Origin of the sequence: Phreatobacter sp. (genome assembly GCF_051860605.1) — a bacterium.
GTDB lineage: Bacteria > Pseudomonadota > Alphaproteobacteria > Rhizobiales > Phreatobacteraceae > Phreatobacter.
Genome location: NZ_JBHYDR010000013.1, coordinates 16,315 through 33,585, shown reverse-complemented (window position 1 = coordinate 33,585; position 17,271 = coordinate 16,315). Strand labels below are relative to the sequence as shown.

Sequence of the window (17,271 nt, the reverse complement as noted above, 5' to 3'; positions counted from 1 at the left end):
CCTGCGACCCGTTAGCCGCCGTCAGTCGGGGGTGCAGTGGCGCCGCGCCACATCGAGCGCGGGTCCGAACCCGACCAGCGAATAGCTGTCGATGGTCTCCTCGCCCAGCGCCGAAACCGAGCGGATGGCGAGCTGCCGTGCCTTGCGCATGGCGACGACCATGCGCGCCTCCTCGGCCAGCTGGCGGATCCAGGCGGTCTGCCCCTCGATCGCCAGATCGAACAGCTGCTCCGCCACCGCCACCACGGGGCGGCCGGCAAGGTCGAAGCCGAACTCCACCGACACCTCGTCCCGCACGGCATCCCCCGGGCGGGTGGTGACGAACAGGAAGCCGCGACCGCGCACGACCCCGCCGGGCTCGCGGCTGCCCGGCGCGCCGGCGGCATAGCAGACACGGCCGCGATTGGTCTCGGCGACCACCACGCGCCAGTCGCCATGGGTGGCGACGACGCGGTTCTGCCCGGTCAGCGGCTGGGCGGTCGCGAAGGAGGCTGCCGATGCCAGGACGATCGCAAAAAGGGCGGCGAGCCGGCCCTGCCTGATCAGCGGCATTCCTGCGCCACGCGATCAAGCGCCTGGCTGATCCCGGTCAGCGAATAGGTGTCGGTGGTGACATTGCCGCGCTGGGAGGTGGACCGCACGGTGAGCTGCGAGCCTGCGCGCATGGCCTGCACGAGGCGGCCCTCCTCGGCGGCGTTCTTGATCCAGGCTCCGTTGGCCTGCGTGTACATGGCGAAATTGGTGGTTCCGACGATCACCGTGGCATCACCGCGCAGCGGAAAGCCGAGGGTCAGCGAGACCTCGTTCCGCACGTTCTCGCCAGGCCGGGAGGTGAGGAAGAAGAAGGCCGGATCGCGCTGCAGGTTGCCCGGCGCGCGGGTCTTCGGCTGGGAAGCGGCGTAGCAGACCTTGCCACGCGCGGTGGTGGAGGTGAACACGCCCCAGTCGCCGAACTGGGCCACCGCCGCGCCCTGCTGCGCGCCAGCGCCCTGCTGGCGCTGCTGGGCCTCTGCGGCCATCGGCAGGGCGAAGGCCGTCAGGGCCAGGACCGTCAGGATCTTCGGGAAGCGCATCGCGACACTCGACTTCATCGTGGACCATTCCAGGGGGGCGGCGCGCGGGCCTGAGCGGCCAGCTTTCGAAGATCATGGTTAACATCGGGTTAAAAGACCCTCCCGATGGCACCCTGACCGGAAACCGGCACCCAAACCGGCACCGTGGAAAAGCCAATCGCAAGACGCCCCCGCCTGATGGAGGTAATCTAGGGCCAAACGGGGCAAGAGAATGGCGGAACCGGCATGCCGGGAGGGCCATTGGGCATTTGGAGCCGGCCGGCAGCGCTTCGACCGGTGAAAATGGCCTGAAAACCCAAGGCCCCGCACGCCGGCCTGAACCTTGGGCCCGCCCAGCGCGACTGAGGGACCAGCGGCCACCACCTCCGCATCCTCAAGCGGAGCGTTCCGGCGGCCAGACGCCACCCCCAAACCCTCTTCAAGAACCAGGACATCTCCATGACCATCGACCGCATGCGCCGGGCGAGCCTCTTCGCCCTCCCCGCCCTTGCCCTGCTCGCCGCTGCCGGCAAGGCGGACGCCCTCACCATCCGTGGCCCCGGCGGCCGGCCGGGCGGCTTCCGCCCGATCGACCCCGGCATCGGCAACGGCCAGCGCGCCTGGTCGTTGCCGCGCGGGCACCTGTCGCGCCGCGCCATCATCGGCGAGGGCGGCAACGGCCCGGACCCGCGGCCGCGCCCGATGGGCTGGCGCAACCGCCAGGGCGGGCTGCTCGGCGGACTGAACCCGCAGGCGCCGACGCCCTCCGGCTACCCCGGCTACGCCTGCCATCCGCGGCGGCGCATGGCCGGCCTCTGCTGATCGTCAGGTCGGCCCCTGCCCGGCCGCGCAGGGGCCGCCTGCCTTGTCCCGACAACCGAACATGGAAATGGCGCCCGGTCGATCGAACCGGATGGCGCGCCGGAACGACTCATCTTCAGGAAGCGTTCCAGAGGTGACGGCGGTCACAGCCGAATGGCTTGAAACCGGTACTGATGGAACCTGTCGAACCTGAAGGAGGCGGCCATGTCCGCACCAAGTCTTGCCGGCCCGTCCATCGCGCAGGCTCTGATCACCGAGCCGCTGCTCATCGGCCTCGTCCTCGTGACCGGCCTTGCGCTTGCGGCCCTGCTCTCGCTTTTCGTCATCGACATGCTCGGCCAGATCCGGCGCATGGAGGCGATGGTCCAGCCGGCGCCGGTGAAGGCGGACGCCCATGCCCGCCGCATCGCCACCCGGCTTGCCGGCATGGCGCGGTCGGTCGGTTTCATGTGAGGTGCGGGAGCAGCCGGCCCGTCAGGACCGGCTCAGCTCCGCAAGCGGCCTCAGCCCCACGTCCGGATATCGACGAAATGGCCCTCGATGGCCGCCGCCGCCGCCATGATCGGCGAGACGAGGTGAGTGCGGCCCTTGTAGCCCTGCCGGCCCTCGAAATTGCGGTTCGAGGTGGAAGCGCAGCGCTCGCCCGGCGCCAGACGGTCCGGGTTCATGGCGAGGCACATCGAGCAGCCCGCCTCGCGCCATTCGAACCCCGCCGCCTTGAAGATGACGTCGAGGCCTTCCTGCTCGGCCTGTTCCTTCACCAGCCCCGAGCCCGGCACGATCATCGCCGAGACCGTGTTCGCCACCTTCTTGTCTTTCACGACGCGTGCCACCTCGCGCAGGTCCTCGATGCGCGAATTGGTGCAGGAGCCGATGAACACCTTGTCCGGGCGGATGTCGGTGATCTTCGTGCCCGGCGTCAGGCCCATATATTCGAGCGCCCGCCACTTGGAGAGGCGCTTGTTCTCGTCCTCGATGGCGTCCGGATCGGGCACCACGCCCTGCACGGAGATGACGTCCTCCGGGCTCGTGCCCCAGGTGACGATGGGCGGCAGGTTGGAGGCGTCCAGCACCACCGTGCGGTCGAAATGCGCGCTCTCCTCGCTGTAGAGCGCCTCCCAGTATTTCACCGCCATGTCCCAGGCCATGCCCTTCGGCGCCTTGGGCTTGCCCTTGAGATAGGCATAGGTCTTCTCGTCGGGCGCGATCAGGCCGGCGCGGGCACCGCCCTCGATCGACATGTTGCAGACGGTCATGCGGCCTTCCATCGACAGCGAGCGGATGGCCTCGCCCGCATATTCGATGACCGAGCCGGTGCCGCCGGCGGTGCCGATCTCGCCGATGATGGCGAGGATGATGTCCTTGGCGGTGACGCCGTCCTTCAGCTGCCCGTCGACGCGGACCAGCATGTTCTTCGCCTTCTTCTGGATCAGCGTCTGGGTGGCGAGCACGTGCTCCACCTCCGAGGTGCCGATGCCGTGGGCGAGCGCGCCGAAGGCGCCATGGGTGGAGGTGTGGCTGTCGCCGCAGACGATGGTGGTGCCCGGCAGGGTGAAGCCCTGCTCCGGCCCGATGACGTGGACGATGCCCTGCCGGATGTCGGCGGCATCGTAATATTCGATGCCGAACTCCTTGGCGTTCTGGGCGAGCGCCTCCACCTGGGTGCGGCTTTCCTCGTCCTTGATGCCGAACTTGCGGTCCGGCGTTGTCGCGATGTTGTGGTCGACGACGGCGAGCGTCTTTTGTGGCGCGCGCACCTTGCGGCCCGCCGTGCGCAGGCCCTCGAAGGCCTGCGGGCTCGTCACCTCATGGACGAGGTGGCGGTCGATATAGAGAAGGCAGGTGCCATCGTCCTGCGTGTCGACCACGTGGTCGTCCCAGATCTTGTCGTAGAGCGTGCGCGGTGCGGCCATGGCGGACCTCCGGAAAACGAGAGGAAGTGGCGGGTCTCATACCCTCGAATGGTTCCGGAGAGAAGAGCCGGCACCGCGCATGCATGACAGGGTGGCGGCAGGTCGCAGGCGGGCCGCGGGAACTGAGACGGGGTCCCGCGCATTGCTCCTCCATCGCAGGACAGGGGATGCACGCGCGCATCGGACACCATGACCGCCACCACACGCCAACTCGCCGCGCCGCAGGGCCTGGCCGTATCTGCAGAAGGCGGCACCGTGCTTGCGCCACCCGCACTGATGCTGACGCTCATGGAAGCGCGTGCCGTTGCCGAGATGGCGGCTCTGTCGGTGGTGCGCCGGACGCTCGGCGCCATGCCCGAGGGCGACGGCCATCCGGTTCTGGTCCTGCCGGGACTGATGTCGTCGGACTGGAGCTCGCGCGCCATGCGGCGGTTTCTCGGCGCGCGCGGCTATGCCGCATATGGCTGGGGGCTCGGCACCAATCGGGGCCCGCGCGGCACGCTGGAAACAGACCTTGCGGCACTGCTGAACGCTCTCGCCGACCGCCATGGCCGCAAGGTCAGCCTGATCGGCACCAGCCTTGGCGGCATATACGCCCGGCAACTTGCCAAGGCCTTCCCCCACCTCACCCGCTCCGTGATCACGCTGGGCAGCCCGTTCGCGGGAAGCCCGCGGGCGACGCGCGCCTGGCGCGTCTATGAATGGGCCTCCGGACACGGCATCGACGCCTGCGACCGCCACATGGGCGGACGGCTGGCCACGCCGCCGCCGGTGCCCACCACGGCGATCTACAGCCGCACCGATGGCATCTGCGCCTGGCAATGCTGCGTGGAGCAGAACGGGCCGCTGTCGGAAAGCGTCGAGGTTCGCGGCAGCCATCTCGGCCTGACCCACAACCCGCAGGTCTTTCGCGTGCTGGCCGACCGGCTGGCGCAGGCCGAGGGGCGCTTCAGGCCCTACCGGGCACCGGAAGCGCCCGGCCCCGTCAGCCGTGCCCTGGCCGCCGTCCGTGCGGCGGCCGGCCGGGCCGTAGCATCCGCCCGGCCCGGGGTGGCGCAGGCCAAGCCGGCCTATGCGACCCGCCGCAGGCGATAGGACCGCCTCACACCCCGAAGCACCAGGCCAGCACGCCCTTCTGCGCATGCAGGCGGTTCTCGGCCTCGTCGAAGACGACGGACTGCGGCCCGTCCATCACCTCGTCGGTGACCTCCTCGCCGCGATGGGCCGGCAGGCAATGCATGAAGATGGCGTCGGAGTTTGCCGCGCTCATCAGCTGCTTGTTGACCTGGTAGGCCTTCAGGAGGTTGTGGCGGCGGCCGGCATCTTCGTCCCCCATCGACACCCAGCAGTCGGTGACGATGCAGTCCGCCTTGTCAACCGCCTGATAGGGATCGGAGGTCCAGGTCACATCGGCGCCTTCGCGCTGGGCGGCGGCGATCATCTCGCGGCGCGGCGCAAGCTCCTCGGGGGTCGCGATGTTGAGCCTGAAGCCGAACCGGGGCGCCGCCTGGATCCACGAGCCGAGCACGTTGTTGGCGTCCCCGGTCCAGGCCACTGTCTTGCCCCTGATCGAGCCCTTCTTCTCCTCGAAGGTCATGACGTCGGCCATGATCTGGCAGGGATGCGAAAGCTTTGTCAGGCCGTTGATCACCGGCACGCTGGCGGCATTGGCAAGCTCGCGCACGGCATTGTGGTCGAGCATCCGGATCATGATGGCATCGACATAGCGGGAGAGAACCTTCGCCGTGTCGGAGATGGTCTCGCCGCGGCCGAGTTGCATCTCGGTGCCGGTCAGCATGATGGTCTCGCCGCCGAGTTCGCGCATGCCCACGTCGAAGGAGACGCGCGTGCGGGTCGACGGGCGCTCGAAGATCATGGCGAGCACCTTGCCGGCCAGCGGCTTGCCGGCCTCGGGCGTGCGACGGACGCGCTTCAGCGCGCCCGCCTTGTCGAGAATGGCTTTCAGCTCGGCCCCGCCGAAATCGGCGAGGTCGACGAAATGACGGGGGGAGCTGGTCACTCGGCCGCTCCCTTCACCATCTGCGCCTCCAGGCTCTTGGCCGCGCGATCGAGCATGCCGACGGCCAGGTCGAGTTCCTCGTCAGAGACGACCAGCGGCGGGATCAGGCGGATGACATTGTCGCCCGCCGGCACCACCAGCAGGCCCTCGCGGCGCGCCGCAGCCGTCACATCGGTGTTGGGTAGGACGCATTTGAGGCCGGTCAGCAGGCCGGTGCCGCGCACGGTCTCGAACACCTTCGGATGCTGGTCGGCAAGCCCGGCAAGCTTCTGCTTGAACAGCAGGGCCTTGCGCTGGACCTCCTCCAGGAAGCCGGGCGCCAGAACCACGTCGAGCACGGCATTGCCGACGGCCGCCGCCAGCGGATTGCCGCCGAAGGTGGTGCCGTGCGTGCCCGGCGTGAACACGGCGGCGCATTTCTCCACCGCCAGGATCGCGCCCATCGGGAAGCCGCCGCCGATGCCCTTGGCCACCGACATGATGTCCGGCGTGATGCCCGCCCATTCATGGGCGAACAGCTTGCCGGTGCGGCCGACGCCGGTCTGCACCTCGTCGAGGATGAGCAGCATGCCATGCCGGTCGCAGAGCTCGCGCAGGTAGCGCAGCTCCTCGGTCGGCACCTCGCGCAGGCCGCCCTCGCCCTGGATCGGCTCGATCATCAGCGCCGCGGTGTCCGGGCTGATCATCGCCTCAAGCGCCGCGCGGTCGCCGAACGGCACCTGGTCGAAGCCTTCCGCCTTGGGACCGAAGCCCTCAAGGTATTTCTTCTGGCCGCCGGCGGCGATGGTCGCCAGCGTGCGGCCGTGGAAGGCACCCTCGAAGGTGATGATGCGGAAGCGGTTCTCCTCGCCGCGCACGGCGAAGTATTTACGCGCCAGCTTGATCGCGCCCTCATTGGCCTCGGCGCCGGAATTGCAGAACAGAACCGAGTCCGCGAAGGTCGCCTCGGTCAGGCGCCTGGCCAGCCGCTCGGCCTCCGGCACGTTGTGCAGGTTGGAGACGTGCCAGACCTTCTGGGCCTGCTCGACCAGCGCCTCGACGAGGTGGGGATGGGAATGGCCGAGCGAATTGACCGCGATGCCGGCGCCGAAATCGAGGACTCGTCGCCCGTCCGCCGTCACCAGCCAGCAGCCCTCGCCCCGCTCGAAGGCGAGTTCGGTCCGTGCATAGTTCGGCATCAGCGGCGTGATCACTTCGACCTCCCGTCGAAAACTCCCGGAAACCCAGAAAAAAAAGCGGCCGCCCCGAAGGGCGGCGCGCGCAAAATCTATGCGGGTGACCCTGTGGAAAGTCAAGATCGGCGGCTTTTGCCTCAGGCCGCGGGCGGCTAGGTCACCACCTCGCCATCCTCTCTTGCGAAGCGGGCGGGCGGCGCCGCGAGCAGGGCGAGGACCTGCTCGGAAGGGCGGCCAGGCCCGTGCCTCCGGGCGTCTCGGCGATCGGCCGGTTGATCAGGATCGGCTGCGCCATCATGGCATCGACCAGCCCCGCATCGGTCAGTCCGGACCGTGCCGGATCGTGGTGGTCACGCAGGCCGTTCCCGCGGCGGCGCCCCCTCGCCGGCCGTCATTGGCAGGGCAAGGGTGGTCAGCCAGCAGGCCGCCAGCATCACGGCCGAGCCGGCAAGGCAGCCGGTGATGCCGCCCACCTGGTAGAGCAGGCCCGACAGGAGCGTGCCGGTGAACCGGCCGGCCGCATTGGCGGCATAGTAGAAGCCGACATCCTCGGCCCCCTTCTCCGAGCCGGCATAGGCCAGGATCAGATAGGAGTGAACCGAGGAATTGACCGCAAAGGCGAAGCCGAAGACCGCAAGCCCCGCCACCAGGATCAGGTCCGGACGGGCAGGCCCGAGCCACAAGGCGCCGGCGATGAGAACCGGCACCAGCATGAGGCCGAGCGACCACCAGCGGGCGGCCGGCACCTCGGACGACAGCCCGTCGGGGCTGCGCCGCACCAGCGCTGGCGCCGCGGCCTGCACCACGCCATAGGCGATGGTCCAGATGGCGAGAAACCCGCCGACCATCGGGAAGGTCCAGCCATAGGCATAGAGGAACACCGGCAGGCCGACGACGAACCAGACGTCGCGCGCGCCGAACAGGCCGATGCGCGCCGCCGCCAGCAGGTTGACGCCGCGGCTCTTGCCGAACAGTTCGCGTGCCGAGCCGCTGGCCCTGGCCTTGCCCATCATGGCCGGCAGCGACAGGACGACGCCGGCGAGCACCATGGCAAGACCCGCCGCCATCAGCCAGAGCGACAGGCGGAACCCGAAGGCTTCCAGAAGCACGCCGCCGAGGAAGAAGCCGGCGCCCTTCATGGCGTTCTTGGAGCCGGTGAACCAGGCCACCCAGCGGAACAGGCGGCCATCCGCGCTGCCCCCGGCCGCCCCGCGCGCCTCCTTCTCCGTCACCTTGATCGCCGACTTCGAGGCGGTCTTGGTGAGGTCCTTGGCAACCCCGCAAATGCCCTGCGCCACCACCACCCAGGTGACCAGCAGCGCCATGTCCCAGCCCGGCGACATGGCCGACAGCAGCAGGAACCCGGCAATCTGCGTGGTAAGGCCGATGGTCAGCATCCGCGTGATGCCGTAGCGGGTGGCCAGCCAGCCGCCGAGGAAGTTGGCGACGATGCCGGCGGCCTCGTAGAGCAGGAACAGGAGCGCCAGCGTGAACGGCGAGTAGCCGAGCCTGAAGAAGGTGAACAGCACGAGCATGCGCAGCGCGCCGTCGGTGAGCGTGAAGCCCCAGTAGGCGGCCGTGACGATCGCGTAGTTGCGAACCCCCGACGCGGCGGGTGCGCCGGCCATGTCAGAGCCCCGTCCGCTCAAGGTGCAGGGCCAGATCGACCATCCGGCAGGCATAGCCCATCTCGTTGTCGTACCAGGCATAGACCTTCAGCAACACGCCGTCGGTGACCAGCGTGGACGGTCCGTCGACGATGGCCGAGCGCGTGTCGCGCGCATAGTCGGCCGAGACCAGCGGCAGGGGCTCGAAGCCGAGGATGCCGGCGAGCGGACCGGCGGCCGCCGCGGCGCGGAACAGGCTGTTGACCTCCTCCGCGCTGGTCGGCCGCTTCATCTGGAACACGCAGTCGGTCAGCGAGGCATTGAGCACGGGCGCGCGCACGGCATGGCCGTCGAGGCGGCCCTTCAGTTCCGGATAGATCAGCGCGATGGCGGTGGCGCTGCCGGTGGTCGTCGGCTGCAGCGACAGCATGGCCGAACGCGCCCGGCGCAGATCCTTGTGCGGGGCATCGACCACCACATTGGTGTTGGTCGGGTCGTGGATGGTGGTGATCTGGCCGCGCTCGATGCCGATATGCTCGTGGACGACCTTGACCACCGGGGCGAGGCAATTGGTGGTGCAGGAGGCGGCGGTGACGATCGGGTGGCTTGCCGGGTCGTAGAGGCTCTCGTTGACGCCGACGACGACGTTCAGCACGGACGGGTCCTTGACCGGCGCCGCCACGATGACCCGCTTTGCCCCGCGCTTCAGATGGCCCTCCAGCACGGCGGGCGTCAGGAACTTGCCGGTGCATTCCAGCACCACGTCGACGCCGAGATCGCCCCACGGAATTTCGCCCGGGTTGGCATGGGCGGAGAAGGACAGGCGGCGCTCGCCGATGGTCACGGCCTCCTCGCCATCGGCGGCGATCTGCCCGCGCCAGCGTCCCTGGACGCTGTCGAACTCCAGCAGGTGCGCCGTGGTCGAGGCCCCGCCCTTGATCTCGTTCAGATGCACCACGTCGAGCCGGTTGCCGGCCGCCGGATCGTCCGCGGGCCTGTGCGCCGCGCCCATGGCCGCCCGAAGGGCCAGCCGGCCGATGCGGCCCATGCCGCTGATACCCACCCGCATGAATGTCACTCCGCCTGTCATTCGCCCGGCCTGGCGGCCGGCTCACGATGCACGCCAGCACGCGGCCGGTCAGGCCGCGCTCCGGAACGCACACGCCTCACGCAACCTTGGGATCGGGGCGGCTCGTGCCTTCAAGCTGGCCGATGTCGCGCAGGCGGCTGGCCAGCGTGAGCTTGTCGAGACTGGTGAACGGCAGCGCGGCGAACACCGTGATGCGGTTCCTCAGGTAGCGGAACGCGGCCACGAAGGCGGCCTCGCGTTCCAGTTCGGTACCCTCGACGCGACCCGGATTTTCGATGCCCCAATGCGCCGTCACCGGCTGTCCCGGCCAGACCGGGGCGATCTCGCCGGCGGCTGTGTCGCAGACCGTGAAGACGAAATCCATGACCGGCGCGTCGGAGGCAGCAAACGCCTCCCAGCCCTTCGACCGCAACCCTTCGGTCGGGTAGCCGTAGCTTGACAGCACCTTGAGCGCGAGCGGGTTGACGCTGCCGGAGGGCTGGCTGCCCGCGGAGAACCCGCGAAAGCGCCCGCCACCGTCCCGGGTGAGGATCGCTTCGGCCATGATCGAGCGCGTCGAGTTGCTCGTGCACAGGAACAGCACGTTGTAGATGCGGCCGTTATCGGGCTGGGCGGTCATCGGGGGCAACCTTTTCCGGGCAGCAGGGGGTGAGCTTGTCGACAAGGGGAATGCAGATTTCCGGATGGCCGCCGCAGCAATCGTTGACCAGATGCAGCATCACCGCCCGGAACCGGTCCAGATCGGCGCGGTAGAGGATCGAACGGCTCTGACGCTCGGCGGTGACGAGCCCTGCCCGCGACAGCACGGCGAGATGGGCGGACATCGTGTTCTGCGGCACCTCCACCCGGCGCGCGAGTTCGCCGGCGGCAATGCCGTCCGGCTCGCTCGCCACCAGCAGGCGGAACGTGGTCAGCCGTGTCGGCTGGGCGAGTGCCGCGAGGGCGGTGATGGCCTCGGTATCATCCATGTATCCGGATTTATCGATGCCTTATGACGGCATCATGACGCCCTGAACGCCTTTCCCGCCGCGCGCGTCAGCGCCCGGAGGCGTGGCCCGATAGGGGCCGGAGGTCTGGGAATCTGCCCGGCTCAAACCGGTTCAAAAACAAGACGGCAGCGTGACTCAAAAAGCACACTGTCGTTAAGGTCTTGGCAAGACTCATTCATCGGCAGCGCAGATGACGTTGGGGCCTGTGGATGGATTCGCAAGAGCCCGGAACCTGCTGGGGAAAACGGTCCGCAGATTCGGCCGACTCTTGCGTCTGATTCAATCAATAGCGTAGTGTCCGGCCGTCGGCATACGACATCTCGTGCGGCGGACCTCACCTCAGGCGTATTAGCGTCCCAGCGACGGCCCCGGACGGGCCGGCGCGGGATTGCGGATTCCTGCGGCCGGACCGCGGCTCCGAAACTGGAGGAGACAGCATGCAGCAGCTGCAGTGGACCGACGAAAGGGTCGAGCTCCTGAAGAAGCTCTGGAACGATGGGCTGAGTGCCAGCCAGATCGCCGGTGAACTCGGATCGGTCACGCGCAACGCGGTGATCGGCAAGGTCCATCGCCTCGGCCTGTCCGGCCGCGCCAAGCCGACGGCGAGCACCGCCCCCAGGGCCCGCAAGACCACGCGCGCAGCGCCCTCGGCGCCGCCCCGGCCCTCGATGCCGGCGTCCCGTTCGAACCTTGCCTTCAAGCCGCGTCCCGCGCCGATGCTCCTGCCCCAGGTCGAGGCCGCAAGGCCGGCCGAGATCGACAATGTCGTTCCCATGGGCGAGCGCTGCACCATCATGGAACTGAAGGAATATTCCTGCCGCTGGCCGATCGGCGACCCCGGCAAGGACGATTTCCGCTATTGCGGCGCCCGCTCCGGGTCCGGCATTCCCTACTGCTCCTATCATGCCCGCATTGCCTACCAGCCCGTCGTCGACCGGCGTCGGGACAAGAGATCGGCCCTCGGCCGATAAGCGCGTCCTCCCGCGCGCATAGCATGGCAGTCCACTTCAGGGCCCTCCCACCGGAGGGCCCTTTTTCGTGACGCGGACGCCGCTTGGATCAGAACGGCATCATGCGCTCGACGGCGAGATAGCCGGTCAGCAGCGCCGCGCCGAACAGCATCACCGCCAGCGCCGCCGCCACTTCCGCCGCGCTCAGAGCAAGCGTCGCAAGCCCTGCCCGCGGGCTGGCGAAGCGCACGGCCAGCGCCTTCGCCCCCGAGGCAAAGGCCGCGATGGCCGCAACCGTCAGCGCCGTGCCGGCGGCCATGGCGAAGGTCGCCAGCACGCCGGCATGGACGATGCCCTGCGACAGCGCGAAGACCAGGACCAGGACCGCGCCGGTGCAAGGCCTGAGCCCCACGCTGACGATGACCGCCAGCGCCTCGCGCCACGAGTGAACCCGCGCCACCTGATCGGCCGCCGGCAGGTGCGCGCAGTTGTCGTCGCAGCCCATGCCCGCCACGGCCCGGCCGGAGCGCCAGGAGGCGAGCCGGGCGAGGAAGGCCCGCCCCTTCTGCCAGAGGAGCCGCAGCCCGATGGCGACGATCAGGCCATAGGCGAGGATCTCCACCCAGTTCACGACCTGGCTCATCGTGCGGGCGGTGGCGCCGATGATGGCGGCCAGGAACCCGACCAGCGCGATGGCGGTGAACGCCTGGACCAGCGAGGACAGCGCGGCCAGAGCGACGCCGCGTTTCACCGTCTCGCCGGTGGCAACGATATAGGAGGAGATCACCGCCTTGCCGTGGCCGGGGCCGGCGGCATGGAAGACGCCGTAGAGGAACGACAGGCTGAGCAGGCTCCACAGGGCGCCCGCATCGCCTGTTCGGATCGATCGGACGGTGAGTGAAAGCTGGCGGTAGAAACGCGCCTGCTCGGCGATGATCCAGCCGACGATCCCGTCGGGAGCCGGCGCGCGCGGCGCCCCGCCGAAGGCCGAAGGCGGTCCTTGTGCGAGCGCCACGCCGAAACCGGCCATCAGCAGGACCGCGGCGACGGCCAGCGCCGTCACCGGCAGGCGAGCCGGAGCCAGCCTCACGGGCAGGTCACCGTGAACAGGCCGGCGAACTGCTGGCCGAAATTGGCGCCCGGCCCGAGGGCCTGGAAGAAGCTTTCCGACAGCGTGCTCGCCGCCCGCTCGCCACCGCGCGGCGGCGTATAGTCGAGCCGGCAGCCCTGCGGCGCGCTCACCAGACGCAGCGGCTCGCCCTCGGCAGCAACGAAAGCGACGAAATAGTCCGGGTCGTAGATCTGCAGCGTCACCGGACGCCCCGCCGCCTGGAACGGTGTGGCGACGGGCACCGTGAACCGCAGCACCAGCTTGCCGCCCACCACCTCCGACCAGGCATCGCGCACCTCGCCGAAGGAAACGTGCCGGCGTTCGTGGCGCATCACCGTAAAGAAGCGCTGCTGACCGAGATGCTCGACATTGACGCGGGTCAGCTCGGCCAGTTCCTCGCGGCTGAACACGCCGTCCCGGTTGGCATCGAGGCCTTGCGTGGCAAAGCTCGAATAGAGCTCGTCGAACGCCCAGGCATGGCGGATCGCCATCACCTGACCCTTGTCGTCATGGATCAGTTCGGCGGAGGTCTGCACCTCGACATGCGGATGGGCCCGTGCGGGCGCGGCCAGGGCGAGCACGAAAAGGTAGATCAGGGCGAGCCGGGATCGGAACACGTCGGACCCTTGGGTTGAGCGTGGCCCCAGAAAGGGATCGAACACGGCCAAGATATGGCGGACGACAGGGTTAACGGGAGGTTGACGAAAGGCTTGTGCAGCGCGAGCAGCCCGTGGGCTCAGAGCCACCATGCCCCCCTGCGCCCTTGCGTTCCGGCCGGGCGGGTGAAAATCTCCGCTCCTCCCCTGAAGACCGACAGGCGCCCGACCAGAGGCCGGGTGCGCCGGACCCCGTACAGCCGAGGATTTCCATGCTCCCCAACCTCACCATCGACAGCCGCCGCCTGTGGGAGATGCTGATGGAGACCGCCAGGATCGGCGGCACGCCGAAGGGCGGCATCAGGCGCCTGACGTTATCGGACGAGGACCGCCGGGTGCGCGACTGGTTCCGCGCCGAATGCGAGGCGCTCGGCTGCACCGTGCATGTCGACACGGCCGGAAACATGATCGCGATCAGGCCCGGCAAGGACAACGCCCGCAAGCCGATCGCCATGGGCAGCCACCTCGATACCCAGCCCACCGGCGGCAAGTTCGACGGCGTGCTCGGCGTCCTGGCCGGGCTGGAGGCGATGAAGACGCTGCACCAGGCCGGCTACGAGACCCAGTCACCGATCGCGCTCATCAACTGGACCAACGAGGAGGGCGCCCGCTTCTCGCCGTCGATGGTCGGCTCGGCGGTCTATGCCGGCGCCCTGACGCAGGCGCAGATGGACGCCTGCAAGGACCGCGATGGCGTAACGCAGGGCGAGGCGCTGGACGCGATCGGCTACCGGGGCACCGTCGCGCCCGGCGCGATCGGCTTTGCCGCCTATTTCGAGCTGCACATCGAGCAGGGCCCGGTGCTGGAGGAGGAGGGAAGGACCATCGGCATCGTCAACGGCGTGCAGGCCATCAAGTGGTTCACCGGCCAGATCACCGGCCGGGAAAGCCATGCCGGCACCACCCCCATGACCTACCGGCGCGATGCGCTTTCCGCCTTCGCGGAAGCGGTCGTGGCGATGCGCCAGATCGCGCTCGACCATGCGCCGGGCATGGCGACCGTCGGCATCGTCTCGGCCGAGCCGGGTTCGCCCAACATCGTGCCCGGCACGGTGAAATTCACCCTCGACACCCGCCACCCGAGCAACGAGGTGCTGGGCGAGATGGTGGCGAAGATCCGGACGGCCTTCGAGGAGGCCGCAACCCGCCACAAGGGCGTGGCCGACATCCAGCCGCTGCAGGATTCGCCCGCCCAGCCTTTCGACGCGACCTGCGTGGCCATGGTGCGCCAGGCGGCCGAAAAGATCGGCGTTTCGGCCCGCGAGCTCACCTCGGGCGCCGGCCACGACGCGATGTACACGGCGCGTGTCTGCCCGTCGGCCATGATCTTCGTGCCCTGCGCCGAAGGCCTGAGCCACAACGAGACGGAGAGCGCCACGCAGGATGACTGCGCCGCCGGCGCGCAGGTCCTGCTGGAGGCCGTGCTAGCCTATGACGCTCGCGGCTGAACCGGGCGCGCCGCGAAGGCAGCCGCCCTGCCCCGCCTGCTTTCCAAGCCTCCATTGCCCTGCTAGGACGCGCATCCGAAGCGACGGGGAGTACTAGCCCATGTCCGAGATGCGTATTCTCATCGCCGGTGCCGCCGGGCACATGGGACGCACCCTTGTCCGCCTGGTTCAGGAGACGGCCGGGCTCAAGCTGAGCGGCGCCACCGAGCCCGAGGGCCATGTCGCGCTCGGCGAGGATGCGGGCCTGCTGGCCGGTGCCGGGCGCGCGCTGGTGCCGATCACGAGCGATACGGACGCAGCCCTCGCCCAGGCCGATGCGGTCATCGACTTCACCATCCCGCGCGTGTCGGTGGAGATCGCCGGTCTGGCCGCCAAGCACCGGCGCGTCCATGTCTGCGGTACCACCGGCTTCTCGGCGGCGGAGAACGAGGCGATCGCCTCCTCGGCCCGCATCGCGCCGATCGTCAAGTCCGGCAACTTCTCGCTCGGCGTGAACCTTCTGGCCGCGCTGGTGAAGCGTGCGGCAAACGCGCTCGACGAGGATTTCGACATCGAGATCGTCGAGATGCACCACAACCGCAAGATCGACGCCCCCTCCGGCACGGCGCTGATGTTCGGCGAGGCGGCAGCCGCAGGGCGCAGCATCGACCTCGCCGGCAGGTCAGCGCGCGGACGCGACGGCCAGACCGGCGCCCGCCGGCGCGGCGATATCGGCTTTGCCGCCCTGCGCGGCGGCACGGTCGTCGGCGACCACTCGGTGATCTTCGCGGGGCCGTCCGAACGCATCACGCTGTCCCACCATGCCGAGGACCGCGCGCTGTTCGCCCGTGGCGCGCTCAAGGCCGCCCTGTGGGCGCGTGCCAGGCCTGCCGGTCTCTATTCCATGGCCGATGTTCTCGGCCTCTGACCCTCACTCCGGGAATCCTCGAACATGACCGAACGCCTCCTCGTGCTCACCCGCCATGGCGAGAGCGAGTGGAATCGCCTGAACCTGTTCACCGGCTGGAAGGACCCCGGCCTGACCGAGACGGGGGTCGAGGAGGCCCACCGGGCAGGCCGCCAGCTGAAGGCCCTCGGGCTGACCTTCGACATCGCCTACACATCGGCGCTGTCCCGGGCCCAGCGGACGCTTGACCTGATCCTTGGCGAGATCGGCCAGACCGGCCTCGAGATCATCCGGGACTGGCGCCTGAACGAGCGCGACTACGGCGACCTTGCCGGCCTCAACAAGGCCGAGACGGCCGCCAAATACGGCGATGAGCAGGTGCATATCTGGCGCCGCTCCTACGACGTGCCGCCGCCCGGCGGCGAGAGCCTGAAGGACACCGTGGCGCGCGTGCTGCCCTACTACGTCGCCGAAATCCTGCCGCGGGTGATGCGCGGCGAGCGCGTGCTCGTCTCCGCGCACGGCAATTCGCTGCGCGCGCTGGCCATGGTGCTCGACCGGCTCGACGAGAAGACGATCCCCATGCTGGAACTGAAGACCGGCGTGCCGCTGGTCTACCGGCTGAATGCCGACACGACGGTGGCGTCGAAGCAGGTCCTGGACACCTGACGGCTCACGCCTTGCGCGCCTGCGCGACCTCGTCGGCAACGTCGCTCGCCGGCCGGGCCTGCCCGGTGACGATGGCCATGGTGGCGGAATCGTAGAAGCACTTGATCGACCGGATCCGCCCGCCGCGGAAGCGGATCAGGTCGCATCGCTCGCTGTCGATGATCCGCCCGTTTGGCCGGAACTCCAGGCTGGAATGCCAGTGCACGACGGCATCGTCCCCGTTGACGATGATCTTCTCGATCAGAAATTCGCGCACCACGAACATCCGGTGGAACTGCTGCAGCACCTCGAGCACGCCGGCCGGGCCGACCCGCAGCCCGGCATTGGCATTGAGGACCGGATTGCCGATGAGATTGAACTCGCAATCCTCGCTGAAGATGGAATGGAGCGCGCTGACATCGCCACGCGACCACGCCGAATAGGCCACCTTGAGCTTCTGCTCATGGCTCAGTTCGTCGGTGACAAGGCGCAGTGACATCGGTCCCCCGGCAGCAGATTGACGCAACGTCAGGCGCGATAGGGGATTCTCGCCGAAATTGACATCAGCACATTCGACGAAACAGATATCATCGGTGATGAACACTTCGTGAAGGACGCGCCCCATGCCGGCATGGAGCGGTGGAGGCGAGGCAGGCCGCGGGCCATGACGGACGAGACGACCACCCCTTTCGAGAAAGCCCACCGGGACGGCTCGCCCTGGGTGCGCGGCCAGACAGTCGACGATCTCCCGACCGGCTACTGGGAATGGTTCCGCCGCGACGGAACGCGGTTGCGCAGCGGGTATTTCGAAGCGGGCCGGCAGGTCGGCGAATGGACCACCTATGACCGCGAGGGCAAGGCCTACAAGGTCACGCGGATGAAGCCGAAGTCCTGAAGGCGCCGG

Annotated in this window: 20 protein-coding genes; 8 read left to right on the top strand and 12 right to left on the bottom strand. The window is 68.8% G+C overall.

Annotation, left to right across the window (positions count from 1 at the left end; translation table 11 throughout):
* Nucleotides 1-21: 21 nt before the first annotated feature.
* Entirely contained in the window at nucleotides 22-552 is a 531-nt protein-coding gene (locus ACTIFS_RS19435) for an invasion associated locus B family protein (RefSeq protein WP_439575772.1), read from the bottom strand.
* On the bottom strand, nucleotides 543-1,091 hold the full coding sequence (locus ACTIFS_RS19430; protein WP_439575771.1) for an invasion associated locus B family protein: 549 nt from the start codon (nucleotides 1,089-1,091) through the stop codon (nucleotides 543-545). Before ACTIFS_RS19430 ends, ACTIFS_RS19435 begins: the two co-directional genes overlap by 10 nt.
* Nucleotides 1,092-1,511: 420 nt before the next feature.
* On the opposite strand from ACTIFS_RS19430, the gene ACTIFS_RS19425 reads away from it, so the two are divergent.
* Nucleotides 1,512-1,874 carry a hypothetical protein gene (locus ACTIFS_RS19425; protein ID WP_439575770.1) on the top strand — a complete coding sequence of 121 codons (363 nt, stop codon included), beginning with the start codon at nucleotides 1,512-1,514 and terminating at the stop codon, nucleotides 1,872-1,874.
* A gap of 204 nt (nucleotides 1,875-2,078) precedes the next feature.
* On the top strand, nucleotides 2,079-2,327 hold the full coding sequence (locus ACTIFS_RS19420) for a hypothetical protein (RefSeq protein WP_439575769.1): 249 nt from the start codon (nucleotides 2,079-2,081) through the stop codon (nucleotides 2,325-2,327).
* Nucleotides 2,328-2,377: 50 nt separating this feature from the next.
* Here the strand turns inward: ACTIFS_RS19420 and leuC are convergent, their stop codons facing one another.
* The gene (gene leuC / locus ACTIFS_RS19415) at nucleotides 2,378-3,787 is read right to left on the bottom strand and encodes a 3-isopropylmalate dehydratase large subunit (RefSeq protein WP_439575768.1); all 1,410 of its coding nucleotides are present in this window, start codon (nucleotides 3,785-3,787) and stop codon (nucleotides 2,378-2,380) included.
* 276 nt (nucleotides 3,788-4,063) lie between these two features.
* Here leuC and ACTIFS_RS19410 point away from each other — a divergent pair, with 276 nt between their 5' ends.
* Nucleotides 4,064-4,882 carry an esterase/lipase family protein gene (locus tag ACTIFS_RS19410; RefSeq protein WP_439575876.1) on the top strand — a complete coding sequence of 273 codons (819 nt, stop codon included), beginning with the start codon at nucleotides 4,064-4,066 and terminating at the stop codon, nucleotides 4,880-4,882.
* A 7-nt stretch (nucleotides 4,883-4,889) separates the two neighbouring features.
* On the opposite strand, the gene argF is transcribed toward ACTIFS_RS19410, so the two are convergent.
* From argF to ACTIFS_RS19380, 6 genes are all read right to left on the bottom strand, one after another.
* Nucleotides 4,890-5,807, bottom strand: a complete 918-nt coding sequence (argF, locus tag ACTIFS_RS19405) for an ornithine carbamoyltransferase (protein WP_439575767.1) — start codon at nucleotides 5,805-5,807, stop codon at nucleotides 4,890-4,892.
* Nucleotides 5,804-6,985 carry an aspartate aminotransferase family protein gene (locus ACTIFS_RS19400; protein ID WP_439575875.1) on the bottom strand — a complete coding sequence of 394 codons (1,182 nt, stop codon included), beginning with the start codon at nucleotides 6,983-6,985 and terminating at the stop codon, nucleotides 5,804-5,806. Before ACTIFS_RS19400 ends, argF begins: the two co-directional genes overlap by 4 nt.
* A 347-nt stretch (nucleotides 6,986-7,332) precedes the next feature.
* A complete protein-coding gene (gene arsJ / locus ACTIFS_RS19395) occupies nucleotides 7,333-8,610 on the bottom strand; it encodes an organoarsenical effux MFS transporter ArsJ (protein WP_439575766.1) in 1,278 nt (425 codons plus the stop codon).
* A 1-nt stretch (nucleotide 8,611) separates the two neighbouring features.
* Nucleotides 8,612-9,658, bottom strand: a complete 1,047-nt coding sequence (locus ACTIFS_RS19390; protein WP_439575765.1) for an ArsJ-associated glyceraldehyde-3-phosphate dehydrogenase — start codon at nucleotides 9,656-9,658, stop codon at nucleotides 8,612-8,614.
* 97 nt (nucleotides 9,659-9,755) lie between these two features.
* Nucleotides 9,756-10,298, bottom strand: a complete 543-nt coding sequence (locus tag ACTIFS_RS19385; RefSeq protein ID WP_439575764.1) for an arsenate reductase ArsC — start codon at nucleotides 10,296-10,298, stop codon at nucleotides 9,756-9,758.
* The gene (locus ACTIFS_RS19380; RefSeq protein ID WP_439575763.1) at nucleotides 10,279-10,647 is read right to left on the bottom strand and encodes an ArsR/SmtB family transcription factor; all 369 of its coding nucleotides are present in this window, start codon (nucleotides 10,645-10,647) and stop codon (nucleotides 10,279-10,281) included. Before ACTIFS_RS19380 ends, ACTIFS_RS19385 begins: the two co-directional genes overlap by 20 nt.
* 458 nt (nucleotides 10,648-11,105) lie before the next feature.
* Here ACTIFS_RS19380 and ACTIFS_RS19375 point away from each other — a divergent pair, with 458 nt between their 5' ends.
* Complete coding sequence (locus ACTIFS_RS19375) at nucleotides 11,106-11,639, top strand: GcrA family cell cycle regulator (RefSeq protein WP_439575762.1); 534 nt, start codon at nucleotides 11,106-11,108, stop codon at nucleotides 11,637-11,639.
* 88 nt (nucleotides 11,640-11,727) lie between these two features.
* Here the strand turns inward: ACTIFS_RS19375 and ACTIFS_RS19370 are convergent, their stop codons facing one another.
* Nucleotides 11,728-12,708, bottom strand: a complete 981-nt coding sequence (locus ACTIFS_RS19370; RefSeq protein WP_439575761.1) for a nickel/cobalt transporter — start codon at nucleotides 12,706-12,708, stop codon at nucleotides 11,728-11,730.
* On the bottom strand, nucleotides 12,705-13,346 hold the full coding sequence (locus ACTIFS_RS19365) for a DUF1007 family protein (protein ID WP_439575760.1): 642 nt from the start codon (nucleotides 13,344-13,346) through the stop codon (nucleotides 12,705-12,707). Before ACTIFS_RS19365 ends, ACTIFS_RS19370 begins: the two co-directional genes overlap by 4 nt.
* Before the next feature lie 251 nt (nucleotides 13,347-13,597).
* Here ACTIFS_RS19365 and ACTIFS_RS19360 point away from each other — a divergent pair, with 251 nt between their 5' ends.
* The 3 genes from ACTIFS_RS19360 to ACTIFS_RS19350 all read left to right on the top strand — a co-directional run bounded on the left by ACTIFS_RS19360 (nucleotide 13,598) and on the right by ACTIFS_RS19350 (nucleotide 16,388).
* On the top strand, nucleotides 13,598-14,833 hold the full coding sequence (locus ACTIFS_RS19360) for a M20 family metallo-hydrolase (RefSeq protein WP_439575759.1): 1,236 nt from the start codon (nucleotides 13,598-13,600) through the stop codon (nucleotides 14,831-14,833).
* 100 nt (nucleotides 14,834-14,933) lie between these two features.
* Nucleotides 14,934-15,740 carry a 4-hydroxy-tetrahydrodipicolinate reductase gene (gene dapB / locus ACTIFS_RS19355; protein ID WP_439575758.1) on the top strand — a complete coding sequence of 269 codons (807 nt, stop codon included), beginning with the start codon at nucleotides 14,934-14,936 and terminating at the stop codon, nucleotides 15,738-15,740.
* A gap of 24 nt (nucleotides 15,741-15,764) precedes the next feature.
* Entirely contained in the window at nucleotides 15,765-16,388 is a 624-nt protein-coding gene (locus ACTIFS_RS19350; RefSeq protein WP_439575757.1) for a 2,3-bisphosphoglycerate-dependent phosphoglycerate mutase, read from the top strand.
* 4 nt (nucleotides 16,389-16,392) lie between these two features.
* On the opposite strand, the gene ACTIFS_RS19345 is transcribed toward ACTIFS_RS19350, so the two are convergent.
* Complete coding sequence (locus tag ACTIFS_RS19345) at nucleotides 16,393-16,866, bottom strand: nuclear transport factor 2 family protein (RefSeq protein WP_439575756.1); 474 nt, start codon at nucleotides 16,864-16,866, stop codon at nucleotides 16,393-16,395.
* 165 nt (nucleotides 16,867-17,031) lie between these two features.
* On the opposite strand from ACTIFS_RS19345, the gene ACTIFS_RS19340 reads away from it, so the two are divergent.
* Nucleotides 17,032-17,262 carry a toxin-antitoxin system YwqK family antitoxin gene (locus ACTIFS_RS19340; protein WP_439575755.1) on the top strand — a complete coding sequence of 77 codons (231 nt, stop codon included), beginning with the start codon at nucleotides 17,032-17,034 and terminating at the stop codon, nucleotides 17,260-17,262.
* Nucleotides 17,263-17,271: the final 9 nt, after the last annotated feature.

Coding starts and splice junctions, on each gene's coding strand:
- ACTIFS_RS19435 (WP_439575772.1), bottom strand. CDS start 552: ATGCCGCTGATCAGGCAGGGCCGGCTCGCCGCCCTTTTTGCGATCGTC.
- ACTIFS_RS19430 (WP_439575771.1), bottom strand. CDS start 1,091: ATGAAGTCGAGTGTCGCGATGCGCTTCCCGAAGATCCTGACGGTCCTG.
- ACTIFS_RS19425 (WP_439575770.1), top strand. CDS start 1,512: ATGACCATCGACCGCATGCGCCGGGCGAGCCTCTTCGCCCTCCCCGCC.
- ACTIFS_RS19420 (WP_439575769.1), top strand. CDS start 2,079: ATGTCCGCACCAAGTCTTGCCGGCCCGTCCATCGCGCAGGCTCTGATC.
- leuC (WP_439575768.1), bottom strand. CDS start 3,787: ATGGCCGCACCGCGCACGCTCTACGACAAGATCTGGGACGACCACGTG.
- ACTIFS_RS19410 (WP_439575876.1), top strand. CDS start 4,064: ATGCTGACGCTCATGGAAGCGCGTGCCGTTGCCGAGATGGCGGCTCTG.
- ACTIFS_RS19400 (WP_439575875.1), bottom strand. CDS start 6,985: ATGCCGAACTATGCACGGACCGAACTCGCCTTCGAGCGGGGCGAGGGC.
- arsJ (WP_439575766.1), bottom strand. CDS start 8,610: ATGGCCGGCGCACCCGCCGCGTCGGGGGTTCGCAACTACGCGATCGTC.
- ACTIFS_RS19390 (WP_439575765.1), bottom strand. CDS start 9,658: ATGCGGGTGGGTATCAGCGGCATGGGCCGCATCGGCCGGCTGGCCCTT.
- ACTIFS_RS19385 (WP_439575764.1), bottom strand. CDS start 10,298: ATGACCGCCCAGCCCGATAACGGCCGCATCTACAACGTGCTGTTCCTG.
- ACTIFS_RS19380 (WP_439575763.1), bottom strand. CDS start 10,647: ATGGATGATACCGAGGCCATCACCGCCCTCGCGGCACTCGCCCAGCCG.
- ACTIFS_RS19375 (WP_439575762.1), top strand. CDS start 11,106: ATGCAGCAGCTGCAGTGGACCGACGAAAGGGTCGAGCTCCTGAAGAAG.
- ACTIFS_RS19360 (WP_439575759.1), top strand. CDS start 13,598: ATGCTCCCCAACCTCACCATCGACAGCCGCCGCCTGTGGGAGATGCTG.
- dapB (WP_439575758.1), top strand. CDS start 14,934: ATGTCCGAGATGCGTATTCTCATCGCCGGTGCCGCCGGGCACATGGGA.
- ACTIFS_RS19350 (WP_439575757.1), top strand. CDS start 15,765: ATGACCGAACGCCTCCTCGTGCTCACCCGCCATGGCGAGAGCGAGTGG.
- ACTIFS_RS19345 (WP_439575756.1), bottom strand. CDS start 16,866: ATGTCACTGCGCCTTGTCACCGACGAACTGAGCCATGAGCAGAAGCTC.
- ACTIFS_RS19340 (WP_439575755.1), top strand. CDS start 17,032: ATGACGGACGAGACGACCACCCCTTTCGAGAAAGCCCACCGGGACGGC.